Here is an 18,135-nt window from a genome sequence, read left to right as displayed (position 1 = left end):
AGGCAACATCGGATCACTACGTTCTCCGTGTTTTCTTTATCTCATGCGGAGCCGTCCAGTTTGTTCGTCGCTAATCAGGCCCCTTACGCTTTTCTTTTTTAGTAGGATTTTTTTTGAAGTTTATGTATACTAGCTTAAAGAGGGGGAGAGTGGATGGATCCTTTAGATGTATTAACAAGCCTAGATAAAACTCTTCCATATTATCAAGCGATTTTTAGTGCGGATGAACACAAAATTATTGGTTATGAAGTGTTAGGAAGGTTTCAAACAGAAAGTCAGGTAGAGAGTCTTGGTCCTCTTTTTCATGATGAAGGTATTCCTGATGAGTATCGCATTGAAATGGATCGTGCGGTGTTGACAAAGGCGTTAGAGCATGCGTTAGAACAAGAAGACGTCTATCAAATTTTTATTAATCAGAATGCTAATTTATTAATGAACGACCATGGAGAATCATTGCTTCTTCTTTTAAAATCATTTGAAAGTCGTGGGTTATCACTTAAGCGAATTGTACTGGAAATTACCGAACATGATTTTAAAGGAGAGATTGATCAACTTCATCATTTATTAATGTACTACCGTACATATGGAATTAAAATAGCCGTTGATAATATTGGGAAAGAAAGCAGCAATCTTGAACGTATTGGTTTATTGTCACCAGATATTTTAAAAATTGATTTACATATTCTTCGTAAAACAGCCATGTCACAATCTTATCAAGATGTTCTTTACTCCTTATCACTACTCGCTAGAAAAATTGGTGCAACCTTGCTTTATGAAGACATTGAAGCGTCCTATCAGTTGCAATATGCTTGGCGAAACGGAGGACGCTACTTTCAAGGGTTTTACCTTCATAAGCCTTCACCCACTCTTGTGAAGGCCGATATGTTAAAAGAAAAGCTTAAAGAGCAATTTGAAACATTTATTTCGCATGAGAAAAAGAAATTGTTAGCCATTCATCAATTAACACAAGCATTTGAAATGAAAATGCAGGCTCTTATCCAAAAGTGTCGCAAACTTCAATTGTATGATGAGATGATTGAGATCATTGCAAATGAGCTGTCTAAAAGCTGTTTTAGGGTTTATATTTGCGATGAGAATGGCTTCCAACAATCATCGAACATTATTAAAAAAGAAGAAATGTGGATCATTGAATCACAGTATATGAATAAAAACTGGAGCTGGCGTCCTTATTTTCTCGCAAACATTATGAAGATGAGCTATGACAAAAAAGGAATTTTATCTGATCTTTATAGTGACATTGAGACCGGGGAAAGCATTCGTACCTTTTCCTATCCATTAGATGATCAGCACTACGTATTTATTGATTTATCTTATGCATTTTTGTATGAGAAAGATGCATTATAAGTAAATAGAAAAGGTTGCTAGGAATTCCTAGCAACCTTTTCTATTTATTCGTGTGCATATCTTTTTTGTAAATCGGAAAAATAGAGAAAAAAGAGAGGGTGAAAAAGATGGGATTAATGGGCGTCTTAGGTATCATTGTAGGTATAATAGCATTGATTTCACTTTTCTATACATGGATTATAGCGAGAGATCAAAAAAAGTTACAAGGTGAATTTGATACACAGTTAGATGAGAAAGTACAAGCGCATCCTTACATTAGAAATCCAATATTCATTGCATGTTTAATAGGTATAACGATTTGCTTGGCATTAATCGCTTACATGGCTGTAATTTACTATTAAAATACGTTTACACCATTTGAAATAGGGAACGTGGAAAAAAAAAGAAAGGTGGATGATTGCATTGTTAAAAAAGGTTTTTATGGCTACTCTGTCCGTTTTATTGTTCACCAGTATCATTTCGGTGCATCAAATAACAGCTAAAACTGTTTCACAGGAGCCGCTGCGTCACGAGGTGTTTACAATTCTTCATAAGGCATTTCAAGCTCAGCTTCAACTAGGTAATCATCATCGAACAAAAGAAGAAGCTCAAAAGCTGTTAACGCCACATTTTCAAAAACCATATATCAAGAAGTTTTTAGATGAAAACATGACACAAGAAGCACAGGGCTACATTACGTATGGTACGGATTTTGCTCTTTATTATATCCCTTATTTTTCATATGATGAACATACGCAAATTACGTATGCAGATGATGGTCATACTGTATATGTGTATGAGCATTTTCCAGCAGTGGAAGATGGACCTGTATCGTACGGTGAACACTATGAGTGTATTATATTAACAAAAGAGCAAGGGATTTGGAAAGTAAGTGATTATTTGTATAGTGAAGATTTACCAAAAGAAATGGAATCATAATTAGACAAAAGAAGGAGCTGAAACAAAAGAGATAAAGAACACCCTGTTTGGCTCAGCATGCAACATCCCTTACCCTAAAATTAGATACAGAGGTAAGGGATGTTGCTTGTAAATCTTCTTTTTTCATGTTGCTTACTTACGTCCCAATCCTTTTTAACGTGAATTAAAGCTCTAATAATGCTTCTAGCTGTTGTAAATCAAATCCCTTTACGATGTCACTTCCTACACGTACGGTAGGGGTAGAATACGACTGAAATTCGTTTAACATACGATTTCGAGCGGATTGATCTTTTGAGACATCAAATTCAACAAATGGTACGTTATAATGAGTTAAAAATTGTTTAACAACTTGACATGGAGGACACGCTGGTTGTGTATACACTTCAACAGTTTTTGACATAAAATACACCCTTACATTTTTTATTGTTACAATATGAATTATAAGGTACATAAAAGTGAAAGGCTAATACCAAGCATTTTCTTTATAAAATTTCTTTAAAATGCTTGTATTTTTGTCATATGTAGAATATAGTGAAATGGTGTCTTTAATCCCTCATCTTAGATGAGATTATGGATAGAAACGTAATTGTAGTGAAACCTATAATTAGGATCAATACAATGGAATGGTTGAAAGGAGAGGTAATATGTCACAATTACAAGGCATTTTAACTCGTCTTGTGAATCTCCGTGAACAAGCAGGAGGAAGTGAAGCTCCTCAACGCTTCTTTGAAGTAGATGGGAAACGCATTTGTAGTGTAAAGTTTCATGCAAAAACTGAAACATTTGAGCTTGAAGTGTACCAAGACGGTGAAAAACCAAATGTTTATCAATTTGATAACGTTGATATGATTGCGATTGAAATTTTTGAATTGATTCATTAATGATGAGGATTATTATATCCTTCTAAAAAGACCTTTTCATCAAATAAGCTACACTTGATGAAAAGGTCTTTTTAAATTTCAGCTTAGAAAGTCGAATTTTGTAAAAATCGCTCAGTAAAAATCTGCTGAATCTTCATCGTAGAATATTGACACTCATGAGGAAAAAACCTAGACTGAAATTATAATACATAAACAATTCTGAAAGTTTATGTGGAAGCGAGGGACAATCTCATGAGTTTAAATAGCACAACTTTATTATCCAGCGAAGAAGCTCGGCTTCTGTTAGACTTGTTGTTTAAGCAACATTATGCAGTTGAAGTAGTTAGCAGTCATATATCAGATATTGAGAATGGATTAGTAAGCGTAGAGGAAGAAGAATATAAAAGGATTTCTTCTCTGTATCATCGCTTACAAGAGATGTAATACATAATAGAAGAAAGAGACTGAATCAATAGGAACAAAACGGTGTCCTACTTGACTCTGCAACATCCCTTGCTACTGAAATCCAGTCACACCATTGGATAGATGGGCAAGGGATGTTGTTTTAATCGATTGTTTTTCATTTTAATGACTAATGAGTAACCCCTTTTGTCAAAAAAAACACTCAAACATTAAACGGTTAATTTTGAACCGTTTCTTCATATACTAAAATGATAGCGTTTTCAAAGTCGTGGGTAGTTTAAAGGAGGGATTGTCAATTGAACGTGCCTCATGAAATGTTTCGTTCTGTATCGATTGAAGATTTATTAGTGAAATCAGATAAAGTAGCTCATGTTCAAGTTGGAAATAATCTAGAGCATGCTTTATTAGTGTTAACAAAAACAGGCTATACAGCAGTTCCTGTGCTTGACCCACATTACAAACTATGTGGCCTTGTAAGCACTACTCTTATTTTAGATTCTATTTTAGGTCTTGAGCGAATTGAATTTGAACGCTTAGAAGAAAGAAAAGTAGAAAGTGTCATGAGACAAGATGTACCTCGAATGAAAGTAAGAGAACGTATGGACCGAGCGCTTGAGTTAATGATCAATCATCCATTTGTGTGTGTAGAAAGTGAAAGCGGTGTGTTTGAAGGGATTTTAACTCGGAGCTTGATGTTAAAGCATGTGCAAAAAGAAACTATACTTAAGCAACTAAATAAAAAATGAGAAGATTTAACGATAAAGCCGTTCGTTTGTTAAAAGATTTTTTATAACGCTCTTGTCATAGTCGTCTATCCGAAAGAATAGATGAAGCTGACAAGAGCGTTTTGTTTTAATAGCTAAGTGTTATTTTTGTTCAGATGTTTTTAGGTGCGGTAAAATAAATACTAAAGAAAGGAGAGGTAGTGTGAGTGATGTTTTAGCTAAACAGTATGTTGAGCAAACTCCTAATCAAACAAAGCGACCATATGTATTAGGTGCAGTAATGCTGGCAATGTTTATGGCTGCAATTGAAGCGACAATTGTATCAACGGCTATGCCTGTTATTGTCTCAAATTTAGGTGGTTTTTCTCAATATAGCTGGGTATTTTCGAGTTATTTGCTTATGAACGCAGTAACCGTTTTGATTTATGGAAAACTAGCTGATTTATTTGGGCGTAAGCCTGTTATGACATTTGGAATTGTTGTATTTCTTATTGGCTCTTTGTTATGTGGTGTTGCTGACTCCATGACCATGTTAATTATTTTTCGTTTTATCCAAGGGTTTGGAGCAGGAGCCGTTATGCCGATCGCAACGACAATTGTGGGTGATTTGTATACAAAGGAAGAAAGAGCTAAGATTCAAGGGTATTTATCAAGTGTGTGGGGAATCTCGGCGATACTAGGACCTGCACTAGGTGGATTCTTTGTAGAGTATATAAGTTGGAGATGGGTGTTCTGGATTAATATCCCTCTAGGTATTCTTTCGCTACTTGTGCTGTCTCGCTTTCTAAAAGAAGACATTGAAAAAAGTAAGCGAGAGATTGATTATGCTGGAGCGATCTTATTAACCATTTCAATTACTAGCCTTATGCTCGTTTTAGTAGAAGGTGGGGTTCGATTCTCATGGACATCCCCTCAAGTAGTTGGATTACTAGCGGCATTTCTTTTAACATTTTTACTCTTTGTTCGTCAAGAGAATCGGAGTCAAGAACCAGTTATGCCATTTACTATTTGGAAAGAACGTCCAATTCTCATTGCCAATATTGTTTCCTTAACAACAGGTGTTATTTTAATTGGGCTATCTACATTTTTGCCTACATATGTACAAGGTGTGATGGGGAAATCTCCACTTGTTGCTGGGTTCACATTAACGACAATGTCCATTGGTTGGCCGATTGCAGCAACAATTGCAGGAAGGTTGATTTTATCTATTGGATTTAGGATTACATCCGTTATTGGAGGTATATCTTTAGTATTAGGAAGTAGTGTATTTGTGATGTTATCTCCTGATGATGGTGCGCTTTGGGCAGCATTTGGTTCTTTTTTAATTGGAGTTGGAATGGGGCTGTCGTCAACCGCTTTTATTGTGTTAATTCAAAGTACTGTCGATTGGAAGCAGCGAGGCATTGCAACCGCTTCTAATATGTTTATGAGAAACTTAGGCAGTACAATTGGAGCAGCATTATTAGGGGGCATTCTTAACATTCAAATGAAATCCTACATTGAGCAATCTGATGTTAAAGATGTCAACATCGATACAACGAATATATTGCTAAATCCAGAAATGCGAGAGTCATTATCATCATCTGTTCGCTCAACGTTACAAGAAGGATTGACTTATTCCTTACATCAAGTCTATCTTACTGTAGGGTTGTTTGCTGTAATAAGCTTTATATTTATCTTATTTCTTCCAAAGCAAGAAAGTCGCTAAACGATTCGTGGAGCGGCTTTTTTATTTTATGATGATAAAAGTCATAATGAAATTCTAATGGAATTCTTGTATACTAAATGGAAAACAGATCGGTGAGGTAACAGATATGCAACTTGTTGAATGTAAAATGCTTGTTGTGCTAGCACAAGAGCTTAATATGAGAAAAGCAGCCGAGCGTTTATTTGTGTCTCAACCTGCCTTGTCCCAACGTTTACAAACGATTGAAAAAGCGTGGGACACACAAATTTTTATTCGATCTCAAAAAGGGTTATCTCTTACACCGGCAGGGGAAAAGATTGTTCAGTTTTCAAAAGAAGTAGTAGAGAAAGAAGAAAAAGTACGTGAGGATTTGCATTCACTTGACACAGAAGTCTATGGAACATTAAAGCTTGCTGTCGCATCCATTATTGGTCAACACTGGCTTCCGGTCGTGTTAAAACGCTTCATTGATCAATATCCTCATGCTAAAATTTCACTAGTGACAGGATGGAGTAGTGAAATGCTTCATTACATCTATGAAGATGAAGTACATGTAGGGATTATTCGTGGTAATCCAGATTGGAAAGGGATTAAGGAGCATATTTTAACAGATCAACTTTATTTAGTGGATACAGAAATTCAGAAAATAGAGGATGTTTTTCATACAGATCGTCCTTTTATTCAATTTAAGAGTGACTCTACTTACTATCAAGAAATTTTAGATTGGTGGCATCGTCAATTTCATACGAGTCCAAAGCGCACGATCGTGGTTGACCAAATTGAAACGTGTAAACAAATGGCGTTAAATGGTTTAGGATTTGCGATCTTACCGTCTATTGCATTGACTGAACGTGATGATGCATTTCATCGCATTCCGCTTTTAGAAAGCAACGGTGAACCGATTTCACGTGATACGTGGTTAATTGGATATGACTCGTCCTTTCAATTGAAGCAAGTAAAAGCATTTTTACAAGTTGTTCGTGACTATGTAAAGGAAGAGGAAAATAATGCTTTTCATGCATTGAACTTGTCATCCAACAAACAGTTTGATACATTAAAGGAATAGAAAGTAGTTATACATATAGGAGGAATACATAATGAAAATGATGGATGCAAACGAAATTATTTCGTTTATTCAAAACAGCACAAAATCAACACCTGTAAAGGTATACGTAAAAGGTGAATTAGAGGGAATTGACTTTGGTTCTTCTTCTAAAACATTCCTAACTGGAAACAGCGGAGTTGTTTTTGGAGAGTGGGCAGAAATTAAAGAAGCAATTGAAGCAAATGAAAGTAAAATTGAAGATTATGTGATTGAAAATGATCGTCGCAACTCTGCGATTCCATTGTTAGATATGAAAAACATTAAAGCGCGTATTGAGCCAGGAGCGATTATTCGTGATCAAGTTGAAATTGGTGACAACGCAGTGATTATGATGGGGGCATCTATTAACATTGGTTCTGTTATTGGCGAAGGTACAATGATTGACATGAATGTTGTAATGGGTGGACGCGCAACAGTAGGAAAGAACTGCCATATCGGTGCTGGTTCTGTATTAGCAGGTGTAATTGAGCCACCTTCAGCAAAGCCTGTAGTCATTGAAGATGATGTAGTTGTTGGTGCAAATGCAGTTGTATTAGAAGGTGTAACTGTAGGAAAAGGTGCAGTTGTTGCAGCTGGAGCAATTGTTGTAGAAGACGTACCTCCATACACGGTTGTTGCAGGTACACCAGCAAGAGTGATTAAAGAGATTGATGAAAAAACGAAATCAAAAACAGAAATTAAACAAGAGTTACGTCAACTATAAAATGTAACAACCTGAGAAAGCGTGGGAATCCACGCTTTCTTGTGTATGAGGAGGATTTTAGATGAATGGAAGTCCGTTCGTCGCTATTAGGCGTGAACTTCATAAAATTCCAGAGTTAGGATTTCGTGAATTCAAAACACAGCAGTTTTTATTAAATTATTTATCTACTCTTTCAGCCGAGCGATTTGAATTAAAAACGTGGAAAACAGGTATTTTTGTAAAAGTAAAAGGAACCAATCCAACAAAAATGCTTGGCTATCGTGCGGATATTGACGGCTTACCCATTACAGAGGAAACAGGCTATGCGTTTCAATCTGAACATGAAGGGCGTATGCATGCTTGTGGTCATGATATTCATATGAGTATTGCGCTTGGTATATTAACTCATTTTGTTCATCATCCAATTCAGGATGATTTGTTATTTATTTTTCAGCCAGCAGAGGAAGGACCTGGTGGTGCAAAGCCAATGCTTGAAAGTGATATCATGAAGGAATGGAAGCCAGACGCCGTGTTTGCGTTGCATATTGCCCCTGAATACCCTGTCGGGACAATTGCGACAAAAGAAGGTTTGTTATTTGCCAATACATCTGAACTATATATTGATTTAAAAGGAAAAGGTGGGCACGCAGCATACCCTCATATGACCAATGATATGGTAGTGGCTGCTTGTTCACTTGTTTCGCAGCTGCAAACCATCGTTGCTAGGAATGTGGATCCATTAGATAGTGCAGTCATTACAATCGGAAAAATCACAGGGGGAACGGTGCAGAATATTATTGCTGAGCGTGCCAGGGTAGAAGGCACAATTCGTACACTTTCTCCAGAATCAATGGCACGTGTGAAAGAGCGGATTGAAGCTATTGTAAAAGGTGTTGAAGTAGGATATCAATGTGAAACAAGCATTGATTACGGATGTATGTATCATCAGGTTTACAATGAAAAAACATTAACAGGAGAGTTTATGACATTCGTCCAAGAACAAACGGATGTTACCTGTATTGAATGCAGTAAAGCAATGACAGGTGAAGATTTTGGCTATATGCTAAAAGAAATACCAGGATTTATGTTCTGGCTTGGGGTAGATTCTCCACACGGATTACATCACTCAAAACTTGCCCCAAACGAGCAAGCAATTGATGTTGCTATTTCATTAATGACAAAATATTTCGCTATGAAAGGTAACGACTAAATCGAATAATCCACCTCTCTCATGGAAAAAGTACTTATATGAGGAGGTGGATTGACAATGGCAAAAATCGGTGTTGAATATGGATTAACAGATGTACAAGAAGCGCTTCAACAAATGGGACATGAAGTGGTGCAACTTCGTCAAGAAAACGACGCACAAGGATGCGATTGTTGCGTTGTAACAGGTCAAGATTCAAATGTGATGGGTATTTCAAACAGTGTGACACAAGGCTCTGTCATTAAAGCAAGTGGTTTATCGGCAGAAGATGTGTGTCAGCAAGTACAAAGTAGATTTCAATAATAAAAAAAGCTGAAGGGAGCCCTTCAGCTTTTTTTATTATGAATCAAGTTGAGGTTGGTTATTTCCTTCACCTGGTTGTTTCTTTTCCACATATACTTGATGAGGAAACGGAATTTCAATGCCATTTGCATCGAGTGCTTCTTTAAGAGCTTTGCGCAATTTACGCTCTACAGCCCACTGTTCGCCATTTTGTGTTTTTCCAACAACTCGAAGAACAACATCAGAGGAACCTAAACTTTGGACACCAATCACATTTGGTCCATCTACGACCGCTTCTTCTTCCTGAGCGATGCGATTACACACATCTTGTAAAACCGTGATTGCTTTATCGATATCATCATCGTATGAAATGCCAATATCAACGAGTGCACGCATGTTACCACGAGAATGGTTACTTAAACTTGTAATTTCGCGGTTTGGAACATAGTGTAATGTTCCATCAAATCCACGAATGTGTGTCGTACGAAGTCCAACCGCTTCAACAATACCTGAAAAACTACCTGTTGTTACATAGTCATCTACATCAATTTGTTTTTCAAGAAGTAAGAAAAATCCTGTTACTACATCACTTACAAGACCTTGTGCACCAAACCCTATTGCAAGTCCAACGACTCCTGCTCCTGCTAATAAAGCAGTGGCTTTAACACCTACTGTTTCAAATAACATAACAACAAAAATAAAGACAAGAACATATGAAAATAGATTAAAGGTTAAGCTTTTTAAAGTTAAAGCTCGACCACGTGTCACATTATCACGTTCCATTAAACGCTGAAATGATCGCTCAATAATCTTTTTCCCAATTGCTTTTACAATTAGAAAAGCAATAGTAATTGCTGCAAGTTTTAAAATGAGGATACTTGCGCTAGTTAGAAGTCCTTCCCAGTTGATTCTTTCAATATCAAACATCCAATCATCCTTTCAGTCTGCATCTTGAGCACTTTTATTTATTCCCCACACTAGACATGCTAAACTTAAAATAACGACTATCACAAGTAGTTTGCTCAACGTCGAATGAATGTTACATGGTTTGTTTTAAATTTTTTAAAAGCAGGCATAACATTCGTATGTATGTAAAGAATAGACATGTCGTAGTAAAGTGGCTATGTTACATGAAAGAGATGACTTTGTCAAGAATTCTTTCTTTACATTAATTATTACTTAATATTGACTAAAAAAATAAATTCTATTATAATTGTAACCGTTAAAAGGTTACATAGATGAGAATACATTCACTATATTCTCATTTAACTTTGAATTGGAGGGATCATTTATGCCAGAACGTATGGTAGGTAAACAAGCTCCTCGTTTTGAAATGGACGCTGTGTTAGCAAACAAAGAATTTGGTAAAGTAAGCCTAGAAGAAAACATGAAAAACGACAAGTGGACTGTGTTATACTTCTATCCAATGGACTTCACATTTGTATGTCCAACAGAAATCACTGCACTTTCAGATCGTTATGACGAGTTTGAAGACTTAGATGCAGAAGTAATTGGTGTATCTACTGATACTATTCATACACACTTAGCTTGGATCAAAACAGATCGCAAAGATAATGGTTTAGGTGATCTTAAATATCCACTAGCTGCTGATACAAACCATGTTGTATCTCGTGAATATGGAGTATTAATTGAAGAAGAAGGAATTGCATTACGCGGTTTATTCATCATTAGCCCAGAAGGTGAATTAATGTACTCTGTAGTAAACCATAACAACATTGGTCGTGACGTAGATGAAACATTACGTGTTCTTCAAGCGTTACAAACAGGTGGTCTTTGCCCAGCTAACTGGAAGCCAGGACAAGCTACATTAAACGCTTAATTTGTATGTGATAAAAAGGTCTAACGTGATTGTTAGGCCTTTTTCTAATCAACAAGAAATATACATAAAAATGATGTCATAAATTAGCTACTTACATGGGTATTGTAATAAAAGAAACGCTATGAAGGAGGACTAAAGAGATGAAATTACGTGAATCAATGCCTGAATTAACAGGCGCAACGGAATGGTTAAATGGAGAAGTAACAAAAGAACAATTAATTGGTGAAAAGCCAACACTTATTCACTTTTGGTCAATTAGTTGCCATTTATGTAAAGAAGCAATGCCGCAAGTAAATCAATTTCGCGATGAGTATCAGGACAAGCTTAATGTTATAGCTGTACATATGCCTCGTTCAGAAGAGGATTTAAACCTTGATGAAATTAAGAAGGTAGCTCAGCAGCATGACATTAGCCAACCTATCTTTGTTGACAGTGAGCATAAGCTAACTGATGCGTTTGAAAATCAATACGTACCTGCTTACTATGTGTTTGATAAAATAGGACAACTTCGCCATTTCCAAGCAGGTGGAAGTGGAATGAAAATGTTAGAAAAGCGTGTTAACCGTGTGTTATCAGAGACGGAAGCCAACTAAGTAAAAACATACAAGAAAGCTTTTTATTTATCAAACATGATCATGTTATTTATCAAACATGATCATGCTGTTGTGAATAAAAGGCTTTTTAGATTTAGCCATATTTTTGTTTTAAAAACATTGATAAATAAGGCAAGATTTTCACAAGCGAACAAAACCTCCGACTTTAGGAGGAGGTGTTCGCTTTTTTTATTACTTAATTAGACTGAAAATCAAAAAAATTCTAAAAATATATAGAAAATTATTTCGATAACCGATATATTTAATACTACATTCTATTCATTTGGAATACTTTTACAGAAGGAGGGGAAGTCGATGGATACATTTAAGAGATTAGAAGCTTTTTTTATGCCTCATAAACGGTACTTTATGTATTCAGCAGTTTGCTTATTAATTGTGACAATGATTACAGTAGCCTATCCGATTGTTTTACAGTATACAATTGATCATATTATTCTTGCGGAACGATATGATGCAACAATATCGGTAGCACTTATCTTTATGGGGTTAATGATTGTCAAAGGTATCTTTACATATTTTCAGCAATATTTAGGTGATTTATTTGGAATTACAGCTGTGTACGACTTGAGAAATGCACTTTATAAAAAGCTTCAATACTTACCTTTTAGCTATTACGATAATGCTAAAACAGGTGATTTAATGTCCCGCTTAACAGCAGATGTCGAAGGGTTTCGATTCTTTCTCTCATTTGGATTCTCCGAATTAATTCGCTTCACGTTATTGATTGTGGCTAGTTTTTCAGTCATGTTTGTTTATTCGGTGCCTTTAACAATTGTGACGATTTTAGCGTTACCATTTTTATGCGTAGCGGTGTACCGATTTGATAAAAAAGTACATCCTGCTTTTCGAAAGATTCGTAAGTCATTTGGGCAATTAAACACAAATGTTCAAGAAAACATTAGCGGTATTCAGACCGTAAAATCATTATCGAGAGAAGAGTTTCAAACATCGAAATTTAACAGCTCAAATGGTCATTATAAAGATCGGTATTTAGAAACAGCCAATGTATGGTCAACGTACTTTCCTCTTATGGAATTTATCGGGAATTTATCCATTGTTGCGCTGTTGTCTTACGGAGGCTATTTAGTTATGCAAGGAAGTGTTCAGCCAGGTGAGTTAGTTGCCTTCTTTAGTTTAACAAGCTATCTAATTTGGCCAATTATGAACTTAGGGTTTGTCATCAATATGTTTTCACAGTCAAAAGCGTCTGGAGAGAGATTGTTAGAAATCTTGGATGATGAAGAAAAGAAAGATGAGGATGTATTTGTACAACCAGAGAAATTGGGAGGAAGCGTAACATTTAATGATGTAACCTTAACGTATCCTGGGGAAGAGAAGCATGCTTTACAGTCAATTTCCTTTTATGCTAATAAAGGAAAAGTCATTGGATTAATTGGTGCTACGGGGTCTGGGAAAACCAGTTTAACTCAATTACTTACACGATTTTATGAGCCAACCTCAGGTGAAATCCTGTTAGATCAAGCAGATATTGGAACATATTCTTTATCTACTTTAAGAACCAATGTTGGTTTTGTGTTGCAAGAAACCTTTTTATTTTCAAGTACGATTAAAACAAACATCTCTTATGGTCGACCTGACGCTTCAATGGAAGAGGTCATCCTTGCGGCCAAAAGAGCGCAAGCGCATGAATTTATTATGGAGTTACCTCAAGGGTATGACACCATGCTAGGAGAGCGTGGCTTAGGGTTATCAGGAGGACAAAAGCAGCGCATTGCGATTGCTCGTGCTTTATTATTGAACCCTAGTATTCTCGTATTAGATGATGCAACGAGTGCTGTTGATATGCAAACAGAACACAAAATTCAGCTGGCGTTAAAAGAATTAATGAATAATCAAACGACGTTTATTATTGCGCACCGCATTTCATCCGTGAAGCATGCAGATGAAATACTAGTATTAGAGAATGGGAGGATTGTAGAGAGAGGAACCCATTTTGAACTTATTCAAAAGGAGGGCCCATATAAGCGCATTTACAATATTCAATACAAAGACCAAGAAGCTGTTGCAAAAGTATAATGGAGGAGGGAAGAGATGAAGAAAGAACAAAGTAATATCGTGCAAAATCGCTTTTATTATAAAATGGATGAAGTGATCGATAAGTCATTTAACTGGAAGCAAATGATGCGGTTGTTTAGCTATTTAAAGCCATATAATAAAAATTTACTTCCGCTTTCGTTTCTTACAGTTATTATTACAACAGCAGTACGTCTAGCCATTCCAATTCTTATTGGGGTTTATACGCTTGATCATGCAATTGCTAAACAAGATTTCAACTTATTAACAAAGCTAGTTGTACTCATTTTTTCATTATATATCGTTTCCTATATTGCAAATCGTTTTCGGATTAGATGGATGAATATGTTAGGGCAAAACGTCATTTATGATCTAAGAAAACATTTATTTACACATGTACAGAAACTTTCACACCGCTTTTTTGATTCTCGATCAGCAGGATCCATCCTCGTACGCATTATGAATGACATTAATTCACTTCAAGAGCTTTTTACAAGTGGTGTCATTAATTTGCTCATGGATCTTTTACTACTGATTGGAATTGTGACCATTCTATTTTCGTTGAGTCCGCCTCTGACCATAGCGATTATGATCATTTTACCGATTATGTTCTTCATTTCAACTAGTTTGCGAAAAAACATCCGGAAATCTTGGCAAACTGTGCGTATGAAGCAGTCTGTTTTAAATTCTCACTTGAATGAGAGTATTCAAGGAATTCGTGTAACGCAAGCTTTTGCACAAGAAAAGGAGAATGTAACTTTTTTTGATGGCATAAATCAAGAGAACTTTATGAGTTGGAAGCATGCTTCTCAAAAAAATGCGATGTTTCGTCCTTTTGTTGAGATGACAAACGCAATCGGTACTGTGATTTTAATTATTTTTGGAGCTATTCTTATTCAACAACAAGATGTAACAATTGGAATCTTTGTCTCATTTGCCTTTTATCTAGGAATGTTTTGGGAGCCCATTTCGCGTCTTGGGCAAGTTTACAATCAATTATTGATGGGGATGGCATCATCTGAACGTATCTTTGAATTTATTGACGAGCAACCAAATGTAGTCAATTCGGCAACAGCTAAAGATGTTCATGAACTAAAAGGAAAAATAGAGTTTGACCATGTTGTTTTTTCTTATGATGGAAAGCGTCCTGCGTTGAGCGATGTTTCTTTTACAATTGATGAAGGACAGACAGTAGCATTAGTAGGACATACGGGTTCTGGCAAAACATCCATTGCGAACCTCATTACAAGGTTCTACGATATTGATAGTGGGAAGATAAAAATGGATGACTATGATAGTAAAGACATTACAATTGAGAGTTTACGATCACAGATTAGTATTGTATTACAAGATACCTTTATTTTTTCTGGAACAATTATGGAAAATATTCGATTTGGGAGGCCAGATGCAACTGATGAAGAAGTCATCACAGCCGCCAAGGCAGTAGGAGCTCATGGATTTATTCAAACGTTAAAAGGTGGATACGATACGGAAGTAGAAGAACGAGGAAATATCTTATCTGTAGGGGAGAGGCAACTGTTATCTTTTGCACGAACCCTATTAGCAAACCCAGCAATCATCATATTAGATGAGGCGACCGCAAGCATTGATACTGAAACAGAAATGATTATCCAGCGTGCATTAAAGAAGCTATTGAAAAATCGAACGGCTATTATGATTGCTCATCGTTTATCGACAATTCGAGAAGCTGATCAAATTATTGTACTCGATCATGGGCAAGTCATTGAGCAAGGTAATCATGAACAACTCATGCGTATAAAAGGTCAATATTATCGTCTTGTACAATCCCAGTTCTTAACAAATAATGAGTCGTAAATATTGTATGTTTTAAAATACGTTATCCTTACTTACTCAAGAAAGTAAATGGGTAGGTAAGGACTTTTTTTGCATTTTCGTTTAGTAAAAAAAACGATGGTTTTCACATATGAGTGGAACTTCGTTTTGTGGTAAAATTATCATATAAAGAGACGGAGTTACTCGGTGAGGAGGCAGAATAATGAGGAAAGCGTATGCTGTAATTGGATTAGGGCGATTTGGTGGGAGTATATGCAAAACGTTAAGTGAAGAAGGCGTTGAGGTATTAGCGATTGATACAGATGAAGACAAAGTAAATCAATATGCGAATATTGCTTCACATGCAGTGATGGGTGATTCAACAGATGAGAATGTATTAAAAAGCTTGGGAATTCGTAACTTTGATCATGTGATTGTAGCTATTGGTGATAATATTCAAGCTAGTATTTTAACAACCCTCATGTTAAAGGAGTTAGGGGTGGAGCATATTACGGTAAAGGCACAAAATGATTATCATGAAAAAGTACTAACGAAAATTGGGGCTAATCATGTTGTTCATCCAGAGAGGGATATGGGAAAGCGTATTGCAACCAAAATTTTATCAAACAATGTATTAGATTATCTAGAGTTGTCTGATGAGCATAGCATTGTTGAGGTTGTAGCCAATGATCGTATGCATGGTCATTCCATTATTGAGCTAGATGTCCGGGCGAAATATGGCATTAATATTGTAGCCATTAAAAGAAACCGTGATATTATTGTATCACCACAAGCTTCTGAGGTCATTCAAAGAGGAGACGTACTGATTGTTATTGGAGCCGATGTTGACATCAACCGCTTTGAAAAAAAATTATTAGGTCAATGAATAAAGAGCGAATGTCTTATTAGACATTCGCTCTTTGTTTATTATACTTCCATGATAATTGGTAAAATCATTGGACGACGTTTTGTTTTTTCATATAAGAATGGAGCTAATGTGTCTGTAATTTCATTTTTAATTTCAGACCATTGAGATGTACGACGTTCCATTACTTTGCTTAAGTGCTTTGTAATCAGTGATTGTGCATCATTAATTAAATCACCAGATTCACGCATATAAACAAATCCACGTGAAATGATATCAGGACCAGCTGCAATCTTAAAGTCTTTCATGTTAATGCTTACAACGACAATAACAAGTCCTTCTTCTGATAAAATACGACGATCACGAAGTACGATGTTTCCGATGTCTCCTATACCATTACCATCGATATAAACGGAGCCAGAAGGAATTTTTCCTGCTACAGCTGCTTCATTTTCGCTTAAAGCTAGTACTTCACCATTATCCATAATAAAACAATTTTCTTCAGGAATACCACAATCGTTTGCAAGCTTAATATGCATCTTTTGCATGCGGTATTCACCGTGAATTGGCATGAAGTATTTTGGTTTGATTAAACGTATCATTAATTTTTGCTCTTCTTGTCCACCATGACCTGATGTATGAATATCATTTAGAGCACCATGAATAACTTCTGCACCAGCGCGATATAGCATGTTAATCGTACGGCTTACGCTTACTGTATTTCCTGGGATTGGTGAAGAAGAGAATACAACTGTATCACCAGGGATGATTTGGATTTGACGATGCGTTCCATTTGCAATACGTGATAACGCCGCCATTGGTTCTCCTTGACTTCCTGTACATAAAATCGTGACGCGGTGAGCAGGGAGTCTATTAATTTGTGATGATTCAATAAATGTATCTTTCGGACACTTAATATAGCCTAAGTCTTGTCCGATTTGAATGGCAGCTTCCATGCTACGACCAAATACAGCAATTTTACGGTTGTTCAAAACAGCTGCTTCTACTACTTGCTGTAGTCTGTGAATATTGGAAGCAAAGGTTGCAAAAATAATACGTCCATCTACTTTTCGGAAAATGTCATGGATGCTTTCCCCAACACGACGCTCTGACATAGTGAAATTTGGAATTTCACTATTTGTGCTATCTGAAAGTAGACATAGCACGCCTTCTTTACCGATTTCAGCCATCTTTGTTAAGTTTGCAGGTTCTCCAACTGGTGTAAAGTCAAATTTGAAATCACCTGTATGTACAATTTGTCCATTTGGTGTTTTAACGACAATTCCGTATGAGTCTGGGATACTATGTGTTGTACGGAAGAATGTGACAGAGGTTTTACGGAACTTAATCACATCATCTTCTGTAATTTCATGAAGTTGAGCTCTTCTTAATAAACCGTGCTCTTCTAACTTGTTTTTTAATAATCCTAATGCAAGCTTTCCAGCGTATACAGGAATATTAATTTGCTTTAGTAAATAGGGAATACCACCAATGTGATCTTCGTGTCCATGAGTAACAAAAAGTCCACGGATTTTATCTTCATTTTTAACTAAGTATGTGTAATCAGGAATGACATAATCGATCCCTAATAGTTCATCCTCTGGAAATTTAATTCCAGCATCGATAAGGATGATTTCATCCTGAAATTGTACAGCATACGTATTTTTGCCGATTTCGCCTAGACCACCTAGCGCAAAAACAGCCGTTTGATTGTTTTTAACGAATTTCATTTTT

Annotated in this window: 19 protein-coding genes; 16 read left to right on the top strand and 3 right to left on the bottom strand. The window is 36.2% G+C overall.

Features of this window, described 5'->3' with window-relative positions; genetic code table 11:
* The first annotated feature begins 153 nt into the window (after positions 1-153).
* The 3 genes from JOC83_RS11155 (at position 154) to JOC83_RS11145 (ending at position 2,283) form a co-directional block, all read left to right on the top strand.
* Positions 154-1,365 carry an EAL domain-containing protein gene (locus JOC83_RS11155; protein WP_205187193.1) on the top strand — a complete coding sequence of 404 codons (1,212 nt, stop codon included), beginning with the start codon at positions 154-156 and terminating at the stop codon, positions 1,363-1,365.
* 107 nt (positions 1,366-1,472) lie between these two features.
* A complete protein-coding gene (locus JOC83_RS11150) occupies positions 1,473-1,706 on the top strand; it encodes a hypothetical protein (RefSeq protein WP_205187187.1) in 234 nt (77 codons plus the stop codon).
* 61 nt (positions 1,707-1,767) lie between these two features.
* Complete coding sequence (locus JOC83_RS11145) at positions 1,768-2,283, top strand: DUF3993 domain-containing protein (RefSeq protein ID WP_205187186.1); 516 nt, start codon at positions 1,768-1,770, stop codon at positions 2,281-2,283.
* 163 nt (positions 2,284-2,446) lie between these two features.
* On the opposite strand, the gene JOC83_RS11140 is transcribed toward JOC83_RS11145, so the two are convergent.
* The gene (locus JOC83_RS11140; RefSeq protein WP_205187185.1) at positions 2,447-2,683 is read right to left on the bottom strand and encodes a glutaredoxin domain-containing protein; all 237 of its coding nucleotides are present in this window, start codon (positions 2,681-2,683) and stop codon (positions 2,447-2,449) included.
* Positions 2,684-2,927: 244 nt separating this feature from the next.
* On the opposite strand from JOC83_RS11140, the gene JOC83_RS11135 reads away from it, so the two are divergent.
* The 8 genes from JOC83_RS11135 (at position 2,928) to JOC83_RS11100 (ending at position 9,275) form a co-directional block, all read left to right on the top strand.
* Complete coding sequence (locus JOC83_RS11135) at positions 2,928-3,164, top strand: YkuJ family protein (protein WP_205187183.1); 237 nt, start codon at positions 2,928-2,930, stop codon at positions 3,162-3,164.
* A 231-nt stretch (positions 3,165-3,395) separates the two neighbouring features.
* Entirely contained in the window at positions 3,396-3,587 is a 192-nt protein-coding gene (gene abbA / locus JOC83_RS11130; protein WP_205187181.1) for an antirepressor AbbA, read from the top strand.
* Between the two features lie 293 nt (positions 3,588-3,880).
* Positions 3,881-4,312 carry a cyclic-di-AMP-binding protein CbpB gene (cbpB, locus tag JOC83_RS11125; RefSeq protein WP_205187265.1) on the top strand — a complete coding sequence of 144 codons (432 nt, stop codon included), beginning with the start codon at positions 3,881-3,883 and terminating at the stop codon, positions 4,310-4,312.
* 259 nt (positions 4,313-4,571) lie between these two features.
* On the top strand, positions 4,572-5,999 hold the full coding sequence (locus JOC83_RS11120; protein ID WP_205187263.1) for an MDR family MFS transporter: 1,428 nt from the start codon (positions 4,572-4,574) through the stop codon (positions 5,997-5,999).
* A gap of 106 nt (positions 6,000-6,105) precedes the next feature.
* On the top strand, positions 6,106-7,044 hold the full coding sequence (locus JOC83_RS11115) for a LysR family transcriptional regulator (protein ID WP_205187179.1): 939 nt from the start codon (positions 6,106-6,108) through the stop codon (positions 7,042-7,044).
* 31 nt (positions 7,045-7,075) lie between these two features.
* A complete protein-coding gene (dapD, locus tag JOC83_RS11110) occupies positions 7,076-7,786 on the top strand; it encodes a 2,3,4,5-tetrahydropyridine-2,6-dicarboxylate N-acetyltransferase (protein WP_205187177.1) in 711 nt (236 codons plus the stop codon).
* A 61-nt stretch (positions 7,787-7,847) separates the two neighbouring features.
* Positions 7,848-8,975, top strand: coding sequence for an N-acetyldiaminopimelate deacetylase (locus JOC83_RS11105; RefSeq protein ID WP_205187175.1), 1,128 nt, complete (start codon positions 7,848-7,850; stop codon positions 8,973-8,975).
* Positions 8,976-9,032: 57 nt separating this feature from the next.
* Positions 9,033-9,275: a YkuS family protein gene (locus JOC83_RS11100; protein WP_205187167.1), complete on the top strand. Its 243-nt coding sequence runs from the start codon at positions 9,033-9,035 to the stop codon at positions 9,273-9,275.
* Positions 9,276-9,311: 36 nt separating this feature from the next.
* Here JOC83_RS11100 and JOC83_RS11095 read toward each other — a convergent pair whose 3' ends face one another.
* Positions 9,312-10,181, bottom strand: coding sequence for a mechanosensitive ion channel family protein (locus tag JOC83_RS11095; RefSeq protein WP_205187165.1), 870 nt, complete (start codon positions 10,179-10,181; stop codon positions 9,312-9,314).
* 364 nt (positions 10,182-10,545) lie between these two features.
* Here JOC83_RS11095 and JOC83_RS11090 point away from each other — a divergent pair, with 364 nt between their 5' ends.
* From JOC83_RS11090 to JOC83_RS11070, 5 genes are all read left to right on the top strand, one after another.
* Positions 10,546-11,094 carry a peroxiredoxin gene (locus tag JOC83_RS11090; protein WP_205187163.1) on the top strand — a complete coding sequence of 183 codons (549 nt, stop codon included), beginning with the start codon at positions 10,546-10,548 and terminating at the stop codon, positions 11,092-11,094.
* Positions 11,095-11,234: 140 nt separating this feature from the next.
* The gene (locus tag JOC83_RS11085) at positions 11,235-11,687 is read left to right on the top strand and encodes a redoxin domain-containing protein (protein ID WP_205187161.1); all 453 of its coding nucleotides are present in this window, start codon (positions 11,235-11,237) and stop codon (positions 11,685-11,687) included.
* A gap of 315 nt (positions 11,688-12,002) precedes the next feature.
* Positions 12,003-13,745: an ABC transporter ATP-binding protein gene (locus JOC83_RS11080; RefSeq protein WP_205187160.1), complete on the top strand. Its 1,743-nt coding sequence runs from the start codon at positions 12,003-12,005 to the stop codon at positions 13,743-13,745.
* A 15-nt stretch (positions 13,746-13,760) separates the two neighbouring features.
* Positions 13,761-15,578: an ABC transporter ATP-binding protein gene (locus JOC83_RS11075; protein WP_205187159.1), complete on the top strand. Its 1,818-nt coding sequence runs from the start codon at positions 13,761-13,763 to the stop codon at positions 15,576-15,578.
* 181 nt (positions 15,579-15,759) lie between these two features.
* Positions 15,760-16,422, top strand: a complete 663-nt coding sequence (locus JOC83_RS11070) for a potassium channel family protein (RefSeq protein ID WP_205187158.1) — start codon at positions 15,760-15,762, stop codon at positions 16,420-16,422.
* 41 nt (positions 16,423-16,463) lie between these two features.
* On the opposite strand, the gene rnjA is transcribed toward JOC83_RS11070, so the two are convergent.
* Positions 16,464-18,131, bottom strand: coding sequence for a ribonuclease J1 (gene rnjA / locus JOC83_RS11065; RefSeq protein WP_205187157.1), 1,668 nt, complete (start codon positions 18,129-18,131; stop codon positions 16,464-16,466).
* Positions 18,132-18,135: the final 4 nt, after the last annotated feature.

This window comes from Priestia iocasae, assembly GCF_016909075.1.
Lineage (GTDB): Bacteria > Bacillota > Bacilli > Bacillales > Bacillaceae_H > Priestia > Priestia iocasae.
This window is presented reverse-complemented; position numbering and strand designations above follow the sequence as displayed.

Coding starts and splice junctions, on each gene's coding strand:
- JOC83_RS11090 (WP_205187163.1), top strand. CDS start 10,546: ATGCCAGAACGTATGGTAGGTAAACAAGCTCCTCGTTTTGAAATGGAC.
- JOC83_RS11075 (WP_205187159.1), top strand. CDS start 13,761: ATGAAGAAAGAACAAAGTAATATCGTGCAAAATCGCTTTTATTATAAA.
- JOC83_RS11105 (WP_205187175.1), top strand. CDS start 7,848: ATGAATGGAAGTCCGTTCGTCGCTATTAGGCGTGAACTTCATAAAATT.
- abbA (WP_205187181.1), top strand. CDS start 3,396: ATGAGTTTAAATAGCACAACTTTATTATCCAGCGAAGAAGCTCGGCTT.
- JOC83_RS11120 (WP_205187263.1), top strand. CDS start 4,572: ATGCTGGCAATGTTTATGGCTGCAATTGAAGCGACAATTGTATCAACG.
- JOC83_RS11115 (WP_205187179.1), top strand. CDS start 6,106: ATGCAACTTGTTGAATGTAAAATGCTTGTTGTGCTAGCACAAGAGCTT.
- rnjA (WP_205187157.1), bottom strand. CDS start 18,131: ATGAAATTCGTTAAAAACAATCAAACGGCTGTTTTTGCGCTAGGTGGT.
- JOC83_RS11095 (WP_205187165.1), bottom strand. CDS start 10,181: ATGTTTGATATTGAAAGAATCAACTGGGAAGGACTTCTAACTAGCGCA.
- JOC83_RS11080 (WP_205187160.1), top strand. CDS start 12,003: ATGGATACATTTAAGAGATTAGAAGCTTTTTTTATGCCTCATAAACGG.
- JOC83_RS11100 (WP_205187167.1), top strand. CDS start 9,033: ATGGCAAAAATCGGTGTTGAATATGGATTAACAGATGTACAAGAAGCG.
- JOC83_RS11150 (WP_205187187.1), top strand. CDS start 1,473: ATGGGATTAATGGGCGTCTTAGGTATCATTGTAGGTATAATAGCATTG.
- JOC83_RS11135 (WP_205187183.1), top strand. CDS start 2,928: ATGTCACAATTACAAGGCATTTTAACTCGTCTTGTGAATCTCCGTGAA.
- JOC83_RS11155 (WP_205187193.1), top strand. CDS start 154: ATGGATCCTTTAGATGTATTAACAAGCCTAGATAAAACTCTTCCATAT.
- JOC83_RS11070 (WP_205187158.1), top strand. CDS start 15,760: ATGAGGAAAGCGTATGCTGTAATTGGATTAGGGCGATTTGGTGGGAGT.
- JOC83_RS11085 (WP_205187161.1), top strand. CDS start 11,235: ATGAAATTACGTGAATCAATGCCTGAATTAACAGGCGCAACGGAATGG.
- JOC83_RS11140 (WP_205187185.1), bottom strand. CDS start 2,683: ATGTCAAAAACTGTTGAAGTGTATACACAACCAGCGTGTCCTCCATGT.
- cbpB (WP_205187265.1), top strand. CDS start 3,881: ATGTTTCGTTCTGTATCGATTGAAGATTTATTAGTGAAATCAGATAAA.
- dapD (WP_205187177.1), top strand. CDS start 7,076: ATGAAAATGATGGATGCAAACGAAATTATTTCGTTTATTCAAAACAGC.